Origin of the sequence: Mesorhizobium sp. B2-1-3 (assembly GCF_006442495.1) — a bacterium.
In the GTDB taxonomy this organism is placed as follows: Bacteria; Pseudomonadota; Alphaproteobacteria; order Rhizobiales; family Rhizobiaceae; genus Mesorhizobium.
The window spans coordinates 1-15,377 of the sequence record NZ_VFWL01000020.1 but is presented as its reverse complement, the minus strand read 5'-3'; the positions used below and the strand labels follow the sequence as shown (position 1 = coordinate 15,377).

Below are 15,377 nucleotides of genomic sequence, written 5' to 3'. Positions count from 1 at the left end.
TTAGCCGCCGACCATCAGCCTGACGACCTCGTCATGGTTGGTCTCGGAAATCTTGCGCTCGCCGGCCTGGATCCCACGCCGCAGCACGACGATGCGATCGGAAACGGCGAAGATGTCCTGCAGATTATGCGAGATGAAGATCACGCCGCGCCCTTGCGCCTTGAGCTGATGGATGAGCGAAATCACCTTGCGCTGCTCCGGCACGCCGAGCGCGGCCGTCGGTTCATCCATGATCAGGATCTGCGCGTCCCAGTAGACGGCGCGGCCGATGGCCACGGCCTGCCGCTGGCCGCCGGAGAAATTGCTGACCGGCGCGTTCAACCGGCTGACGTGAAAGTCCAGCCGCTTCATCGTCTCCCTGGCGGCCTCGGCCATGGCCTTGCGGTCGAGCACCGGCAGGAAGCCGAACGCCTTGCGCATCGGTTCGCGGCCGAGGAAGATGTTGGCACCGATCGACAGATTGTCGGCCAGCGCGAGATCCTGGTAGATCGTCTCGATGCCCTTTTCGCGCGCCTCCTGCGGCGTGGCGAAAGCCACCGGCTGACCTCTGAGCAGGATTTCTCCGCCCGTCGGCTGGAACACGCCCGATATTGCCTTGATCAGGGTCGTCTTGCCGGCGCCATTGTCGCCGGCAAGCGCCACCACTTCGCCCGGCCGCACGGCCATGGAGAAATCGTTGAGCGCCCGTACCGCACCGAAGTGCTTGGAAAGGTTCCGGACTTCGAGGAGGGGCTCGGTGCTATTCATCCTGACGGGCTCCACTGAACCGGCGCTGCGCCTGGTCGATGAGAACGGAAATGATGATGACGACGCCGACGGCGATGAACTGCCAGAACGGCTCCACATTGACGAAGACCAGCCCGTATTGGATGACCGCGATCACCAGCGCGCCGGCGACGGTGCCGAAGATGGTGCCGGAGCCGCCGAACAGGCTGGCGCCGCCGATCACCACCGCCGCGACGCTGTCGAGCAGCAGCGGTTCGCCGGCCTGCGCTGCCCCCGCCGTGAAGCGCGCGGCATAAAGCGCGCCGCCAAGGCCGGCGCACATTGCCGACAGCACGTAGAGCCGCAGGATGTGGCCCCTGATGTCGATGCCGGCGCGGCGCGCCGCCTGCACATTGGCGCCGATGGCGTAATTGTGCTGGCCGAAACGGGTCTGGCTGAGCAGATAGTGCATCACGACGACGAAGACAGCAGCGATCATCACCAGATAGGGCACGCCATGGAACTTGCCGTTGCCGAGCAGTGCGAACCAGGAATTCTGTACCGGCACTGTCGTGCCGCCGGCAAGCAGGAAGGCGACACCGCGGGCGACGCCGAACATGCCGAGCGTGCCGATGAAGGGCGGAACCCTGAGCCGCGAGATCAGCAAGCCGTTGATGACGCCGGGCACGCCGGCCACGATCACCGCGGCAAGGATGCCGGCCAGCATGGCCAACGGCAACGGAATGGCGGCGCCCGCCATGTTGGTGGCATGCGCGGCGATGACCGCGGCAAGGCCCATGATGAAGCCGAGCGAAAGGTCGATGCCGCCTGATATGATGACGAAGGTCTGCCCGGTCGCCAAAAGCAGCGGCGCCACGGCGAAAATCGCGATGGATTGCAGATTGAACGGATTGAGCACGAAAGTGGCGCCGAAGGCGCTCCGCGACCAGATCTCGAAACAGATGATCAGGCCGGCGAGAAACAGCCAGGCGCGCCCCTCGGCGATGCGTGCGATCCAGCTCCTGGCGGGATCGCCGTGGTCAGCCTGGGGGGCGACATGCTTCTCGGCTGGCTGTGCTGGTGATGTCGAGGTCATGAGTACTCCGCGGCGCGGCTGCCTTCAAACAGGTCCCGCCCTGGCGGGACCGGCACAGGCTCCTCCCGGCGCACCGGGAAGAGCCAAGCTGGTCCGGACTTACTCGGAGTAGAGATACTTCGAGATGTTCGGATCGGCGATGTTGGACTTGTCCATGATCGTGAAGCCGGTGCCGATCGTGACCGGGATGGATTGGCCGGTCAGGTGGGCATAGGCCGAGACGACGCCGAAATAGCCGATCTCTGCGGGATGCTGGGCGATCGCCACATCCACAAGGCCGGTGTTGATGTTGTCGACGATGCTGGTCGGAGCATCGAAGGCAACCACTTTGACGGTGCCCGTCTGCCCTGCCTGCTTGACGCCATTGGCGGCGCCCAGCGCCGAGAACAGATTGGCGCCGAACACGCCGACGAGGTCGGGGTTGCGCGCGAACACCGCCTGCAGCTGCGAGGCCGCCTTGTTGGCGTCGTCGTCATTGAACTGGGTCTCGAGAACGGTGATGCCGGGATGGTTGGCCATCTCCTTCTTGAAGCCTTCCTCGCGCTGGTCGGTGGTCGAGATGCCGGGCTTGACGTTGGAGACGTAGACCTTGCCCTTGTCGCCGACGGCCTTGGCAAGCGCCCGCGCCGCGATTTCGCCGCCCAGCACATTGTCCGAAGCGATGTAGGCCAGCGGGAAATCGGCGTCACCCGCTCCGGTCTGATAGGCGCCGGTGCCGATGAACGTATCCACGGTGATGACCGGAATGCCTGCGTCATTGGCCTTGCGCAGCGGCTCGACCAGCTGGACCTTGTCGGTAGGCGCGATCAGGATCGCGTCCGGCTTCTTGGCGATGACCGCGTCGAGCACCGGCACCTGGGTGACCGGATTGAACTCAGGAGCGCCCTGGAAGACCAGGTTCACGCCAAGGGCGTCGGCCGCGGCCTGGGCGCCCTTGCGCATGGTGATGTAGAAACCGTCGGTGGTCAGGCCCGGAACGAGCGCGATGGTGTATTTCTTGTCCTGCGCCTGCGCGGGCGCGATAAGCACCGTCGCGCTGACGGCGAGAGCCGCAAGCGCGGCAACGATCTTCTTCATGACATCCTCCTCATTGTGTTGGCAGATCTGCCGTTGCAAGTGACATCGAATGGCCGTCGTCCGCTTGGGACAAGACGGCCGGGAACGCCTGTTTGCTTTTCGCGGGCAGCTCCTCCCAAGCGCCCTCCAGTCGATATGTCAGCCGGTCCAGCCGACCGGCACGATAGCCACGGTCACTTCCTCGCCTCCGCGAGGTCAGAGAACCACAGCACCCGGCATGCATTGCACGCCAAGTTCACAAACTTGTAACACTTTGCAGAAATAAATTGCAACTCGGTTTTCCGGGTCGCAACGCCGGATTTTTCACGCAACATCCGACTGCTCCACAAAGTCCCGCCGAACTATTGCCTCGACTTCTCGGCGGCACAACCGATTTCGTAAAATCGCCCTCGCGAACTGGAATGCGGCGGCGGGGCGGCGGGCGGCACTATCGCGGCGGCAGGGTAGCGAGGATGGCTTGCGCCGTCTTCGTATCCGTTATCACGGCGTTGATCAGCTGAGCGCGAGCGGCGCCGATGATGGCCGTCGCCTTTTCCGGCGACGCCGCGACACCGATCACCAGCGGCACGGCGCGGAGCTGCGCCGGCGACATAGCGATCATCCGGCCCTCTCCTTCCCAGGCGATCAGCGCGCCATCGGCATCGAAATAATGCCGAAGGACATCGCCGGCCGCATGGACCAGCGCCTGCTCGCTCGGCGTGGCGGCGCTCGCCTCGGGTGCATTGATGGCATGCGGCAGGCCGATGCCGACGATCGCCACATCGGTCCTGTCCCACAGCGCGACGGCATCGCTGATGGCGGCATCACCAAGGAAGACTTCACGCAATTCACTGGAAGGCAGATAGGGCGCATGAATGAAGTGCGGTGTCCCGCCGAACTCCTCGGCGGCGAGGCGGACGAATTCGTTGACCTGAAAATGCGCCGCGTGCTGCTGCATGCCGCCGGTGGCGGCAACGGTCAGCACGCCCGGAATGCGCGGCAGGCCGGCGCGGATCACCTCGCGCACCGCGCGCCCCCAGCCGATGGCGACCACGGAGCCGGCCACCAATTGCGCCTGCTTGAGAAGGCCGCCGAGCGGGCCGGCCAGCGCCGTCAGCGCGCCTGCGGCCGGCGTCTCGACCACCGCTGCGTCACGCAGGCCTAGCCTATCGATTAGCTGTCCGGTGATCTCCTCAGGTGCCGCCAGATCGAGAACCTCGATACGGACGATCCCTTCCGCCCGCGCCCGCTGCAAGAGGCGCGATATGGTCGCGGTGGAGACGCCAAGCTGCCGCGCGATATCGACCTGCGACATCTCCGCCTCGTAATGCAGTTTGGCGACCGTGTGCAGCATCGTGCGCGATGCGGTCGCATCCTGAATGGGAGGGACAGCCAGCTTGCAATTCCTTTCAGCAACGTGTTACACACGTATACGCCGATGGGAGTTATCGCGCAAATCCGGCGAACTCGCAACTTGAGGCCGTCCTGCCCAGGCGCCGGCAAGGTGTGCTTTTCCGGGCAATGGACGGCGCATCAAGACGGCAATTCTCCCCTGCCGGCAGGCGGGCAAAAACTGAACATTCTTGTTTCCACGGGATCCGCGCCCTCGGCCAGAGAGCGCCAACATCGGACAGAGACCATGACAAAGATGACCACCGCGGAGCTGCGCGGCTATCAGCAGATATGCGGCAAGGACGGGGCCATGCTGGCCATCGCCTGCGACCAGCGCGGCGGCATGCGCACCTTGCTGGCGTCGGATCCGGCCGAACAGGCCAGGATCACCAACGACATGCTCGGCGACACCAAGGCCGACATCACGCGCTACCTTGCAAGTGCCGCGTCCTGCGTGCTGCTCGACCCGCTCTGCGCGGTGCCGCGGGTTGTCGAGGAGGGCGTGCTGAACCGCGATACCGCGCTGCTTATCGGCCTCGACGCCTCGGGTTTCGACGTCTCGCCTGAAGGCTATCGCCTGTCGCGCCTTGTCCCCGGCATCGATGCGCGCCGCGTGCGCGAACTGGGTGGCACGGGCGGCAAGATCATGGTGTATCTGCGGGCCGACAAGCCCGAAGCGAATGAGCACAACATCGCCATCCTGCGCCAATGCATCGCCGATTTCGGGCAGGAAGATTTGTTGCTCGTCGTCGAATTCCTGACCTATCAGCTCGAAGACGAAAGCCCGGAAGATTATGCGGCGAAGACCCCCTGGCTCGTCGAGGAAGGCACAAGGATATCGCTGGAGTGCGGGGCAAAGGTGCTGAAGCTTCCGTATCCCGGAACGCCGGAAGCCTGCGCCAACATCACCAGAATGGCTGGCGAGGTGCCGTGGGCGGTGCTTTCGGCCGGCGTCAACCACGCCACCTTCCTCGGCCAGGTCGAGATTGCCATGCAGAACGGCGCCTCCGGCGTCATCGCCGGCCGCTCGCTGTGGAAGGACTGCATCTCGCTCGATCGTGACATTCAGCGCGAAAGGCTTAAGACCATCGCGGTGCCGCGATTGCGTGAGATCCAGGCGGTGATCGGGTATCACCGGCGCAAGGCCGCCGCCTGATATCTGCCTTGGATCACCGGCACCTGCAGGACATCATGCCTCTCAGCATAGGGATAGATATAGGCGGCACCAATCTGCGGGCCGCCCGCATTTCGGGCACCGGCGAAATCCTCGAACGTCTGTCCGAAAAGAGCGCGCCAGACCCGCAGGCTGTGCTCTCGCGGATCGCCGGGATGGTGCGCCGGCTCGATGCATCGGAGGTTTCGGCCATCGGCATCGGTGTTCCCGGTCGCGTCGATGCGGATCGCCGCGCGGTCCTGTCCGGCGGCTATGTCAATCTGGCCTCCGTCTCGCTGGCGCAGCGCCTGGAAGACATGGCCGGCAAGCCCGTCGTCATCGACAATGACTGCAACATGGCACTGGTCGCCGAGATGGCGCTCGGCGCCGGCCGGGGCCATCACGACGTCGCCATGTTCACCATCGGCACGGGCATTGGCGGGGCCGTCGCTCAAGATCGGCGGATCATGCGTGGCCGGGCAACGGCAGGGCAGCTCGGCCACATCACCGTCGACGTCAATGGCGAGATCTGCGCCTGCGGCCGGCGCGGTTGTGTCGAGACCACCAGTTCGGGCACCGCGCTTGGCCGTCACATCGCACGGGCCGGCTTGCGTCCCGACCTTTCGGTCGACCAGCTCTTTGCCCGCGACGCCGCCGGAGACGTCCAGGCGCGCGCTATACTCGAAGCCTGGGCAATGCCTTTGCGTGCCGCCATCGATACCAGCGTCGCCATGTTCGACCCCGGTGTCGTCCTGCTCGGCGGCGGTCTTGGCTGGGCGGCACACAAGGCGCTCGGCCGCGCGCCGGCCCTGGCGCCGTGGTACCAGTGCCCGGTCGAGCCGGCGCAGCTCGGCGACGAGGCCGGCGTGATCGGGGCAGGATTGCAGGCGCTGGCCGGAACAGACATGGCGACAGCGCCGATTTTTGGCCGGCATTTTGTGCAAGCCGGCGCGGCAAGGCGCGCCGTGCTGGTCAACGGCATCCCGGCCAGCGGCAAGAGCACGGTGTCGCGCGGCATCGCCGACCGCATGGGATGGCCGTTGCTTGCGCTCGACACAATCAAGAATCCGTTTCTCGAGGTGCTCGGCGGCGGCGACCGCGCCTTCAACCGCACGCTCGGCCGCGCCAGCTATCAGGCGATCTGGTCAGTCGTCGGCGAAGCCCCAGCGGGCTCCACATTCATCGTCGACGCCTGGTTCGGTTTCCAGCCGCGCGAGCTGCTCGAGGATCATCTCAGGAATGCCGGGGTCGAACAGACCGTCGAAATCTGGTGCCATGCGCCCGGCGAAGTCCTTGCCGAGCGTTACGGCGCCCGGCTCGGCCAGCGTCTCCCCGGCCATCCAGGCGCGGCCTATATCCCCGAACTGATCGAACTCGCCAGGCGCGCCGAACCGCTGCGGCGCGGCCCGCTCTTCGACGTCGACACGACGAAACCGATCGACCTCGATGCCATCACGGCATGGCTGCGAGCGACGATGACGGGCGACGTTTAGAATGTTGGTGGACAAGAAGCAGCTGGCCTGGCCTGCCTAGTCAATAACCGACGGTGAAGCGCTGCTTTATGTGGGCGGGCTTCTCGATCTCGTCGACCATCGCGATGGCGTAATCCTCGAAGGAAATGCTGCTGCCCTTGTCCGAAGCCAGAAGCGTGTCCTTGCCGAGGCGGAACTTGCCGGTCCGCTCGCCCGGGATGAACATGGCGGATGGCGACAGGAACGTCCAATCGAGGTCATCGATGGTCTTCAGCTTGTCGAGGAAGTCGGCGCCCTTCTGCGCCTCGGCCTTGTAGATGTCGGGAAATTCGGGCGTGTCGACCAGCCGCTTGCCGGGCGCGACCTCAAGGCTGCCCGCACCGCCGACGACCAGGTAGCGCTTCACGCCGGAGGCTCGCACCGCGGCGATCAGCGTGTCGGCATCGCTGTCGAGGAAATGCACCGAACTGATCACCACATCATGGCCGCGGATCAGCTTGGCCAGGCCTTCCATGTCGAAGACATCGCCCTTCCTGGCCGTCACGCCAGGCAGCGCCGCGATTTTTTCAGGATTGCGGGCGATGCCGGTGACTGTGTGGCCACGGCCGGAGAGTTCCTTGAGCAGGCGCGAACCGACTGCGCCCGATGCGCCGATGAGAGCGACTTTTGCCATGTCTTTTTCCATTCCTTGTTGGAGGTCGGTTGGGGATCACGCGGCCGCGATATGAGCGAAGAGATTGTCGAAACTGCCGAACAGCGCGTTCGAACCGATGAGGCGCGGCGCATCGTTGCTGATGATGGCGAGCGAAGGCACGCCATTGGAATGCAAGCGCTGGAACAGCGCGCGGCCTCGGCCGACCAGTTCGCGGTGAGCTGTCAGCAATCCTTCGGTTGGCGCCTTCACCAGTTCGCCGGCATCGGCCATGCCGGCGGCGGCGAGCACCTCGGCGACACCGCCGACCGTGACGATATCGCGCCCATCGACATAGCGCGCGTTCTGGATCGCCTTCAGCGCGGCGAGCCGGCGCTCGGGATCTTCCAGGCCCGCCGCGGTGATCGCGAGGGTCGCGGCATGGGAATCCAGCAACGTGCCGCGAACATTCAGCACGTTGTCCCGATAGCCCTGCGTGAAAACCTGTCCGGTCAAGCGCTCGATGCGCTGGTCGTTCGCCCAGGCATGGGCGGCAAAACCGCCATCCATCGGCCGGGCGCCTGCCCCCGAAAACAGGCCGGTCGGCAAGAGCTCGATGCGCACGCCGCTGGCGGACAGTTTTTCGAGCATCGGGCTTGCGCCATAACACCAGCCGCAGAGCGGATCGAAAAGGTAGGTCACTTCTGGATTGCCCACGGTCGCCCGGTCTCCGTTGCGGTGGCATTAGCTGCCCCGTCCGCCAAATGTCTTGGCTTACATGTGGCAGGTGATGGTCTTGCAATAAATGGTGCCCAATAATACAAACTGTCTGATCTAATCAGACAAAGCATGTGACCGAACTCCTCAATCTCAATCGGCTTGTCTATTTCACCACGGTGATGGAGACAGGCTCGTTCACCACGGCGGCGGACCGGCTTGGCGTGGCCAAGGCCGTGGTCAGCCACCAGATCGGCAGGCTTGAACAGGAATTGTGCGCGACGCTCATGCGGCGCACGACGCGGCGTGTCACGCCGACCGAGGAGGGTCGCCTCTTCTACGACCGCGCGATGATCATCCTGCGCGAAGCCGAAGCGGCCTATGGCGAGATCTCGCACGGGGCAGTCGAACCCAAGGGAATGCTGAGGCTGACCGCGCCGCTCGACTATGGGGGCACGAAGATCGTTGCGCCGGTCATGGCCGCCTATCTCCGAACTTATCCGCATATGCGCGTCGAGGCGATTTTCGATGACGCCGTCAGCAATCTGGTGGACGAGCAGATCGACCTCGGCATCCGCGTCGGCTGGCTTGCGGATTCGTCCAATCAGGCGCGGCGCCTGGGCACGATACAGCAGGTCGTGGTGGCGAACCCGACCTTCGCCGCAAGCCTGCCGCCCGATGTCGCCCCGCGCCAGGCAAGATCGCTTGCCTGGGTCGGCAACGCCCAGCTGCGCGGCATCGGCCAATGGCTGTTTTCAAGAGAGGGAGAAACGGTGTTGACCGAACTCAACCCGGTCATCATGTGCGACAAGAGCCCGGCGGCTCTTGCCTGCGTGCTCGCCGGTATCGGATTGGGCGTATTTCCCGACTACAGTGTCGGCGACGATATCGCCGAGGGACGTCTCGTGCCGGTATTTGCCGACTGGATGTTGCCTGCCGGCGGCATCCATGCCGTTTTCCCTCCGGCCCGGTTCCGGCCAGCCAAGGTCCGCGCCTTCGTCGAGTTGCTGGCGGCCGCCGAGAAGAAACGCTCGCGTCTCGTCGAAACGGCCTGAGGCGACGAGACAGCCCGCCAGCTCGAGGCTGACGGGCCGATCATTTTGGATCGCCGGGGCGCTCACCGATAGGTCGCAAATAGATACTCAATCCGCTCGCACGGCGCGGCTACCGGATGCGATACTGGCAGGCGAGATCATATTCGGCACCAGAATGTCATTGCGGCGCGCGAAGGCGATCAAGGTCGCCCGCACGGTTTCCGCATCGATCTCGCCGGCAATGCCGGCTTTGCAAGCGTTGAGGGCGACGGCATGGGCGCCGTTCCGGCTGGCAACGGGCCAGTCCTGCAGCATGGCATATGCTTCCATCGCAGTCTCGATCGTCACCGGAAGCCCCATTCCGACCAAGATGGTCACGGGTTCTTCAAAGCGCATCTGTGCCATGATTTAAACCTCCATTCGATGGCAAACGAACCGAAGCATGTCGGGCAGCCTGGTGCGAGAAGACAGGTCGGCGCGGATAGGGCGGGTGCGCCGGTGTCGTCGGATTTCCGGCAGCCGCGAGCCTGATCTCGGCTGGCTCGACCGGGCTTGGCTTGAGCACTGGCGAGCCTCGGCCAGGCGCCGGTAGCGCTCTATGCGCCCTGGCGAGCGCCTCGAGCCAGGCAAGGACGGAAAGCGGCGGAAGCGCCCGCCCATCGAGCCAGGCGGCGACCTGGCTTTGCGGGCAACCAAGCTCGTCGACGAGGTCTGCCGCTTTCCACCTCAACGTTTTCAGGCATTCACGCAATTGGCCCACGATCATGTCGGTCCTCTTCCCAACCGGACATCGGTCCATCGTTTGCTGTGGGGCTCCGATGATCGCGTCCTCCATCCCTGGTTGAGCCGCCGGAGCCTTCCGAGGCTGCCGACACATGCTGCGCGGCCAGGAACATCAGCGTCGACGCCGCCGTACGGCGGCTCCAGCCTGCGGACTCGGCCATGTCGAGAACGCGCATCAACAATGGCCCCAGCACGCTCCTGCATTCTGCCTCGTAGGCGAGAAATTCGTTTGCCGGATGCGTGGGCGCCGGAACGGAACCGATACCGGTCATAGTGGTCTCTCTCCAAACTTTCCCCGGGAAGCGCCCGCTCCCACTTCTGGGAGCGGGCGGCCTCCCGGCGTCCTAGAAGTCCATGCCCGCGCCGGCGGGCATGGCAGGGGTCGCGGCCTCCTTCTTTGGCTTCTCGGCCACCATCGCCTCAGTGGTGACCAGCAGGCCAGCGACGGAAGCGGCATCCTGAAGCGCGGTGCGCACGACCTTTGCCGGATCGATGACGCCTTGGCCGTAGAGATCGCCGAACTCGTTGGTCTGGGCGTTCCAGCCCCAGCCGAACTCGCTCTTCTCGCGCAGCTTGCCGACGATGATCGAGCCCTCGGCGCCGGCGTTCTCCGCGATCTGGCGCACCGGGGTCTCGATCGCACGCCGCACGATCTCGACACCGGTCCTCTGGTCGGCATTGTCGATCGGCAAGGCATCGAGCGCCTTGGCGGCCCGGAGCAGCGCGACGCCGCCGCCCGGGAGCACGCCTTCCTCGACCGCCGCACGGGTCGCATGCAGCGCGTCGTCGACACGGTCCTTGCGCTCCTTCACCTCGACTTCCGTCGAACCGCCGACACGGATGACGGCGACGCCACCGGCGAGCTTCGCCAGCCGCTCCTGCAATTTCTCGCGGTCGTAGTCGGAGGTGGTCTCCTCGATCTGCGCTTTGATCTGGGCGATGCGGCCCTGGATCTCTTCCTTGCGGCCAACGCCGTCGACGATGGTGGTGTTTTCTTTTTCGATCACCACCTTCTTGGCGCGGCCCAGCATCTGCAGCGTGACGTTCTCGAGCTTGATGCCGAGATCCTCGCTGATCGCCGTGCCGCCGGTGAGGATGGCGATATCCTCCAGCATCGCCTTGCGGCGATCACCGAAGCCAGGCGCCTTGACGGCCGCGACCTTCAGGCCGCCGCGCAATTTGTTCACGACCAGCGTGGCGAGCGCCTCCCCTTCCACGTCCTCGGCGATGATCAGCAGCGGCTTGCCCGACTGCACGACCGCCTCGAGGACGGGGAGCATGGCTTGCAGGTTGGACAGTTTCTTCTCGTGGATCAGCACATAGGGCTCTTCAAGTTCGACGCGCATCTTGTCCTGGTTGGTGATGAAGTACGGGCTGAGATAGCCGCGGTCGAACTGCATGCCTTCGACCACCTCCAGTTCGGTCTCGGCGGTCTTGGCCTCCTCCACCGTGATGACACCTTCATTGCCGACCTTCTCCATCGCCTCGGCGAGGAACCGGCCGATCTCGGGATCGCCATTGGCCGAAATGGTGCCGACCTGGGCGATCTCATCGTTTTTCGTCACCTTGCGAGCGTTGGCCTTCAGTTCGGCAACGATCGCCTCCACGGCCTTGTCGATGCCGCGTTTCAAATCCATCGGATTCATGCCCGAGGCGACGGCCTTGGCGCCTTCCTTGACAATGGCTTGGGCCAGAACGGTCGCGGTTGTGGTGCCGTCGCCGGCGATGTCGTTGGTCTTCGAAGCGACTTCGCGCACCATCTGCGCGCCCATGTTTTCGAACTTGTCTTCCAGTTCGATCTCCTTGGCCACCGTCACACCATCCTTGGTGATGCGCGGCGCGCCGAAGGATTTGTCGATAACGACGTTGCGGCCTTTGGGACCGAGCGTCACCTTCACCGCATTGGCCAGAATGTCGACGCCGCGCAGCATCTTCTCGCGGGCTTCGGTATGGAACTTCACTTCCTTGGCAGCCATTGGATCACTCCTTCAATTTAGGCAGCTTTCGTTGACTGGTAACCTGGCAAGAAGCCGTCAGGCGGCCTTCTTCACGGTCGCGGTCTGCTCGATCACGCCCATCACATCGCTTTCCTTCATGATGATCAGGTCTTGGCCGCCGAGCTTGATCTCGGTGCCGGACCATTTGCCGAACAGAATGCGGTCACCCACCCTGACGTCGAGCGGCTGTAGCTGCCCGGCTTCGTTGCGGGCGCCGGGGCCGGCGGCGATCACCTCGCCTTCCTGCGGCTTTTCCTTGGCTGTGTCGGGAATGATAATGCCGCCAGCCGTTTTCTCCTCGGCTTCGATGCGGCGGACCAGGATACGGTCGTGCAATGGGCGGAACGTCATGTCGTTCTCCTTCAAGGACAAACAGTTTTTGAGGTTCCTCCGCGCCGGACCGGCAATATCGGCCCGGCAAGAGGTGCCGCGACCCTTGTTCAGGCATCGCGCGCGCATATCGAGCTAGTTTTGGAATTTTCCGGTTTCAAGAGGTCCGCGCAAAAATTTTGGCACTCGTCGCATGAGAGTGCCAACGCGTTGTTATCATGCAGGGATTCTCGCCAGGTCGACGATTTCACCGCTTGAATTTTGGTGAAGAGCCAACAAGATTATCCTGGCCGGCGCTGCCGAAGCACAGCCGGAAACTGGACGCTATCGAGGAGTTTTTGCAGACGGAGGACAGCGATGGACCGACATAAATTTCCGCCGATCATGCCTTCCCTGACTGACACGCCCGACACCTCGCTTGACCGGCTGCTTTCGCCGGCGAGGCACTTCAAACATCCTGACGAGGTATTGGAAGACGACGCGCTCGACCTCTGGGAAAAGCGGGCGATCCTGTCGTCTTGGGCCTCGGATGCCTGCGCGGTGGAGTCGATGCCGGAACTGCGCCTGCCGCCGGGAGTCGAGCGGCCGGTTTCCTTCGACCACATCATGGAGGCCTTCTGCAAGCTCGACATCGACGTGCCGGCGCCGCGGTCCACGCCGGATGAATTCCGGCACGACTTCGCCAGGATGAATGCATAAGGTCGTAAGCGAAAGGAGAAACATATGGTGACTGCGGTCAGCAGAGAATTCCGCCTGCAGATGGATGGCTACGGCCTGACCACGGCCGAGATTCACTATCATATGCCTGACTACCCCAACCTGCTGCAGCTCTATGTCTGGCAGGAATACGACCTCGCTCCCGATTTCCCGGAGCTGAAGGGCTTCCTTGGCTATTGGGAAAGCGAACTGGACGGCGCGCTGCATTCCGTGCGCGTCGCACATCATCGTCTAATCACACCGTCGGAATGGCGCGCCGTTGACGGCATCGTTGCCATCCATTGAGCGGATCACATTGAGCGGATCAAAAAACCTGAAGCGCGTCGCCTGCAACGCGGCGCGCTCAAAGGCTCGATTGAGCATACCTAAAATCAGAGTTCCCGAGCAGGATGAGTGATGGGATTCGTGTCATCCTGCTCTGACAGCCATCGGCTGGGCCGTCCTTGACATCGCCGCGGAACGGAATTGCTGGGGCGAAGCGGAGCGGCCCCTCGTCAGGCCGGCTCGCTTGGCCGCCTTCAAGAAGGCCTTGTAGGCGGCACGCCCGCTGCGCCAGCCATCCAGCGCATCACGGCATGCACGGCCGGCGGCGCGCCAGCTTGGTCCGCGCGCCCATTTCGGCCATTGTTGATCCAGGCATTCCAGAGCCTCGAAGCTGCTGGCGACCTTGCGCGGGGCGTCCGACAATTCGAGGGTAATCGGCTGGGGAAACCGAATATCGTTCATCACTTCCTCCGTTTTTTGACGTCTTTTTGCGAGTAAGCAATCGGATGGCGTCACCGGCGACCGTCCATCCGTGATCGAGATGGTCAGCCGTTCAGGCCGCGTCAAGGGCCGCCGGAATCTCGACGAGACGTTCGATCAGGCCTCTTGACGCCACGCCCGTCAGTTCCCAGATCGATTCCGCCGGCGCCGGAAGGGCCGGCAGGTCAAGGAGTGCCGCATCCTTGGCACTCCTCGTACCCATGTTGCTCAGCGAAGGAGGATATGGCTATGAGAACCGCTTTCGACTTTTCACCGCTCTATCGGTCGAGCATAGGCTTCGACCGCATTTTCGACCTGCTGGAGAATGCCAGCCGCACGGCGAACGTCGACAACTGGCCGCCCTACGACATCTCCAGGACCGGTGACGACGCCTACCGCATCACCATGGCGGTAGCCGGCTTCGGTCAAGACGAATTGAGCATCGTGCATGAACCCAACATGCTCGTCATCGCCGGCGAGCGTGCCGGAGAGGACAATGGCGAATACCTGCATCGCGGCATCGCCGGACGGCCGTTTGAGCGACGCTTCGAACTTGCCGACCATGTGAAGGTGACCGGCGCCGGCCTCGTCAACGGTCTCCTGACCGTCGATCTTCAGCGTGAGATTCCCGAAGAGATGAAACCGCGCAAGATCGAGATCGGCACCAGCATGGCCAAAGCCAAGGAAAAATCCGCGGCAAAGCCCGTGCAAGTGGAAAAACAGGCCGCGTGAGGCAATTCGGGTCAGGGCTTCCACCAACCGGACGCCGGTCGCCCGGTGGTGGAGACGCAAGCAAAGAGGAGAAAGACAATGAGCGTACGTGATCTCATTCCTTTTGGCCGGGAACGAGGCCAGGTGCCCAGCCTTCTGCGCGATGGCGAACGTGATCCGTTCATGTCGTTGCACCGCGAGGTGAACCGTCTTTTCGACGATGTTTTCCGCGGTTTCGGCTCCGGTCTGCCATCCTTGCCTTCCGTTGCCGCGAACGGCGGACGCTGGCCGAGCGTCGAGATCTCCGACACTGGAAAGGAGGTCCGTGTCACGGCCGAAGTGCCCGGCATGGAGGAAAAGGACATCGAGGTCCTGCTCGATGACGACGTGCTGACCCTGAAGGGCGAAAAGCGGTCCGAGAGCGAGGACAAGGAGCGCCAGTTCTCCGAGCGCTATTACGGCCGTTTCGAGCGCCGCATTCCGCTCGGCATCGAGGTAGAGCAAGACAATGTCGAAGCGCGCTTCAGGAACGGCGTCCTAACGGTTACATTGCCGAAGACCGCGAAAGCGCAAGCGCAGGCAAAGCGGATCGAAATCAAGAGTTGAACCACCTATGCCGGCGGTTGGACAAACCCACCCGCCGGTTCAGGTCCAGATGTTGACGGCTTACACTGCGGACGCCATTGCTTTGCCGGCTGGATTATTTTCGGCGACAGGTCTGTCTTTTGTGCGGTGGCCCGGCTTGCCCGCCCCCTGGTCGCTTTGGCTTGTATGGTTCTGGCGGGCGGATTGTGTTTGGTTTTGCGGGATTTGTTTTTGACCCTCTGCGTCGGCTTTGG

At 63.6% G+C, this 15,377-nt stretch carries 19 protein-coding genes; 7 read left to right on the top strand and 12 right to left on the bottom strand.

All coding sequences use genetic code 11. From position 1 onward, the window contains the following. The 4 genes from FJ973_RS25875 to FJ973_RS25860 all read right to left on the bottom strand — a co-directional run bounded on the left by FJ973_RS25875 (position 1) and on the right by FJ973_RS25860 (position 4,211). A complete protein-coding gene (locus FJ973_RS25875; protein ID WP_140500435.1) occupies positions 1-747 on the bottom strand; it encodes an ATP-binding cassette domain-containing protein in 747 nt (248 codons plus the stop codon). Next, entirely contained in the window at positions 740-1,801 is a 1,062-nt protein-coding gene (locus tag FJ973_RS25870) for a ribose ABC transporter (RefSeq protein WP_140500436.1), read from the bottom strand. Before FJ973_RS25870 ends, FJ973_RS25875 begins: the two co-directional genes overlap by 8 nt. A gap of 99 nt (positions 1,802-1,900) precedes the next feature. Continuing rightward, positions 1,901-2,878, bottom strand: a complete 978-nt coding sequence (locus tag FJ973_RS25865) for an ABC transporter substrate-binding protein (RefSeq protein WP_140500438.1) — start codon at positions 2,876-2,878, stop codon at positions 1,901-1,903. Between the two features lie 427 nt (positions 2,879-3,305). Then, positions 3,306-4,211 carry a sugar-binding domain-containing protein gene (locus tag FJ973_RS25860; RefSeq protein ID WP_140500440.1) on the bottom strand — a complete coding sequence of 302 codons (906 nt, stop codon included), beginning with the start codon at positions 4,209-4,211 and terminating at the stop codon, positions 3,306-3,308. Positions 4,212-4,496: 285 nt separating this feature from the next. Here FJ973_RS25860 and FJ973_RS25855 point away from each other — a divergent pair, with 285 nt between their 5' ends. Both FJ973_RS25855 and FJ973_RS25850 read left to right on the top strand, forming a co-directional pair. Then, a complete protein-coding gene (locus FJ973_RS25855) occupies positions 4,497-5,405 on the top strand; it encodes a tagatose-bisphosphate aldolase (RefSeq protein ID WP_140558312.1) in 909 nt (302 codons plus the stop codon). A gap of 35 nt (positions 5,406-5,440) precedes the next feature. Then, positions 5,441-6,895 carry an ROK family protein gene (locus tag FJ973_RS25850; RefSeq protein ID WP_140558311.1) on the top strand — a complete coding sequence of 485 codons (1,455 nt, stop codon included), beginning with the start codon at positions 5,441-5,443 and terminating at the stop codon, positions 6,893-6,895. A gap of 40 nt (positions 6,896-6,935) precedes the next feature. Here the strand turns inward: FJ973_RS25850 and FJ973_RS25845 are convergent, their stop codons facing one another. After that, positions 6,936-7,547 carry an NAD(P)-dependent oxidoreductase gene (locus FJ973_RS25845; protein WP_140558309.1) on the bottom strand — a complete coding sequence of 204 codons (612 nt, stop codon included), beginning with the start codon at positions 7,545-7,547 and terminating at the stop codon, positions 6,936-6,938. Positions 7,548-7,583: 36 nt separating this feature from the next. Then, positions 7,584-8,222, bottom strand: coding sequence for a DsbA family protein (locus FJ973_RS25840; protein ID WP_140558307.1), 639 nt, complete (start codon positions 8,220-8,222; stop codon positions 7,584-7,586). Positions 8,223-8,356: 134 nt separating this feature from the next. On the opposite strand from FJ973_RS25840, the gene FJ973_RS25835 reads away from it, so the two are divergent. Then, positions 8,357-9,277 (top strand): LysR family transcriptional regulator, encoded by a 921-nt coding sequence (locus FJ973_RS25835; protein WP_140558306.1) that lies wholly within the window; start codon positions 8,357-8,359, stop codon positions 9,275-9,277. An 87-nt stretch (positions 9,278-9,364) separates the two neighbouring features. Here the strand turns inward: FJ973_RS25835 and FJ973_RS25830 are convergent, their stop codons facing one another. From FJ973_RS25830 to FJ973_RS25815, 4 genes are all read right to left on the bottom strand, one after another. Further along, the gene (locus FJ973_RS25830) at positions 9,365-9,661 is read right to left on the bottom strand and encodes a DUF982 domain-containing protein (RefSeq protein WP_140558304.1); all 297 of its coding nucleotides are present in this window, start codon (positions 9,659-9,661) and stop codon (positions 9,365-9,367) included. A 338-nt stretch (positions 9,662-9,999) separates the two neighbouring features. After that, complete coding sequence (locus tag FJ973_RS25825; RefSeq protein ID WP_246675951.1) at positions 10,000-10,311, bottom strand: hypothetical protein; 312 nt, start codon at positions 10,309-10,311, stop codon at positions 10,000-10,002. A gap of 72 nt (positions 10,312-10,383) precedes the next feature. Further along, a complete protein-coding gene (groL, locus tag FJ973_RS25820; RefSeq protein ID WP_140558302.1) occupies positions 10,384-12,015 on the bottom strand; it encodes a chaperonin GroEL in 1,632 nt (543 codons plus the stop codon). 57 nt (positions 12,016-12,072) lie between these two features. Beyond that, positions 12,073-12,387, bottom strand: a complete 315-nt coding sequence (locus FJ973_RS25815; RefSeq protein WP_140500451.1) for a co-chaperone GroES — start codon at positions 12,385-12,387, stop codon at positions 12,073-12,075. A 336-nt stretch (positions 12,388-12,723) separates the two neighbouring features. Between FJ973_RS25815 and FJ973_RS25810 the strand changes: the two genes are divergently transcribed. Together FJ973_RS25810 and FJ973_RS25805 are read left to right on the top strand one after the other, a co-directional pair. After that, positions 12,724-13,065 carry a hypothetical protein gene (locus FJ973_RS25810; protein WP_246675950.1) on the top strand — a complete coding sequence of 114 codons (342 nt, stop codon included), beginning with the start codon at positions 12,724-12,726 and terminating at the stop codon, positions 13,063-13,065. A gap of 24 nt (positions 13,066-13,089) precedes the next feature. Then, positions 13,090-13,368 carry an usg protein gene (locus FJ973_RS25805; protein ID WP_140549407.1) on the top strand — a complete coding sequence of 93 codons (279 nt, stop codon included), beginning with the start codon at positions 13,090-13,092 and terminating at the stop codon, positions 13,366-13,368. 123 nt (positions 13,369-13,491) lie between these two features. On the opposite strand, the gene FJ973_RS25800 is transcribed toward FJ973_RS25805, so the two are convergent. Further along, positions 13,492-13,863, bottom strand: a complete 372-nt coding sequence (locus tag FJ973_RS25800) for a DUF982 domain-containing protein (protein WP_224671551.1) — start codon at positions 13,861-13,863, stop codon at positions 13,492-13,494. Between the two features lie 37 nt (positions 13,864-13,900). Continuing rightward, entirely contained in the window at positions 13,901-14,050 is a 150-nt protein-coding gene (locus tag FJ973_RS31035) for a hypothetical protein (RefSeq protein WP_181165362.1), read from the bottom strand. 26 nt (positions 14,051-14,076) lie between these two features. Here FJ973_RS31035 and FJ973_RS25795 point away from each other — a divergent pair, with 26 nt between their 5' ends. Both FJ973_RS25795 and FJ973_RS25790 read left to right on the top strand, forming a co-directional pair. Beyond that, positions 14,077-14,559, top strand: a complete 483-nt coding sequence (locus FJ973_RS25795; protein WP_140500457.1) for an Hsp20 family protein — start codon at positions 14,077-14,079, stop codon at positions 14,557-14,559. Positions 14,560-14,637: 78 nt separating this feature from the next. After that, positions 14,638-15,144: an Hsp20/alpha crystallin family protein gene (locus FJ973_RS25790; protein WP_140558300.1), complete on the top strand. Its 507-nt coding sequence runs from the start codon at positions 14,638-14,640 to the stop codon at positions 15,142-15,144. Positions 15,145-15,377: the final 233 nt, after the last annotated feature.

Coding starts and splice junctions, on each gene's coding strand:
- FJ973_RS25860 (WP_140500440.1), bottom strand. CDS start 4,211: ATGCTGCACACGGTCGCCAAACTGCATTACGAGGCGGAGATGTCGCAG.
- groL (WP_140558302.1), bottom strand. CDS start 12,015: ATGGCTGCCAAGGAAGTGAAGTTCCATACCGAAGCCCGCGAGAAGATG.
- FJ973_RS25875 (WP_140500435.1), bottom strand. CDS start 747: ATGAATAGCACCGAGCCCCTCCTCGAAGTCCGGAACCTTTCCAAGCAC.
- FJ973_RS25815 (WP_140500451.1), bottom strand. CDS start 12,387: ATGACGTTCCGCCCATTGCACGACCGTATCCTGGTCCGCCGCATCGAA.
- FJ973_RS25850 (WP_140558311.1), top strand. CDS start 5,441: ATGCCTCTCAGCATAGGGATAGATATAGGCGGCACCAATCTGCGGGCC.
- FJ973_RS25790 (WP_140558300.1), top strand. CDS start 14,638: ATGAGCGTACGTGATCTCATTCCTTTTGGCCGGGAACGAGGCCAGGTG.
- FJ973_RS25865 (WP_140500438.1), bottom strand. CDS start 2,878: ATGAAGAAGATCGTTGCCGCGCTTGCGGCTCTCGCCGTCAGCGCGACG.
- FJ973_RS25855 (WP_140558312.1), top strand. CDS start 4,497: ATGACAAAGATGACCACCGCGGAGCTGCGCGGCTATCAGCAGATATGC.
- FJ973_RS25870 (WP_140500436.1), bottom strand. CDS start 1,801: ATGACCTCGACATCACCAGCACAGCCAGCCGAGAAGCATGTCGCCCCC.
- FJ973_RS25845 (WP_140558309.1), bottom strand. CDS start 7,547: ATGGCAAAAGTCGCTCTCATCGGCGCATCGGGCGCAGTCGGTTCGCGC.
- FJ973_RS25825 (WP_246675951.1), bottom strand. CDS start 10,311: ATGACCGGTATCGGTTCCGTTCCGGCGCCCACGCATCCGGCAAACGAA.
- FJ973_RS25830 (WP_140558304.1), bottom strand. CDS start 9,661: ATGGCACAGATGCGCTTTGAAGAACCCGTGACCATCTTGGTCGGAATG.
- FJ973_RS31035 (WP_181165362.1), bottom strand. CDS start 14,050: ATGGGTACGAGGAGTGCCAAGGATGCGGCACTCCTTGACCTGCCGGCC.
- FJ973_RS25795 (WP_140500457.1), top strand. CDS start 14,077: ATGAGAACCGCTTTCGACTTTTCACCGCTCTATCGGTCGAGCATAGGC.
- FJ973_RS25810 (WP_246675950.1), top strand. CDS start 12,724: ATGGACCGACATAAATTTCCGCCGATCATGCCTTCCCTGACTGACACG.
- FJ973_RS25805 (WP_140549407.1), top strand. CDS start 13,090: ATGGTGACTGCGGTCAGCAGAGAATTCCGCCTGCAGATGGATGGCTAC.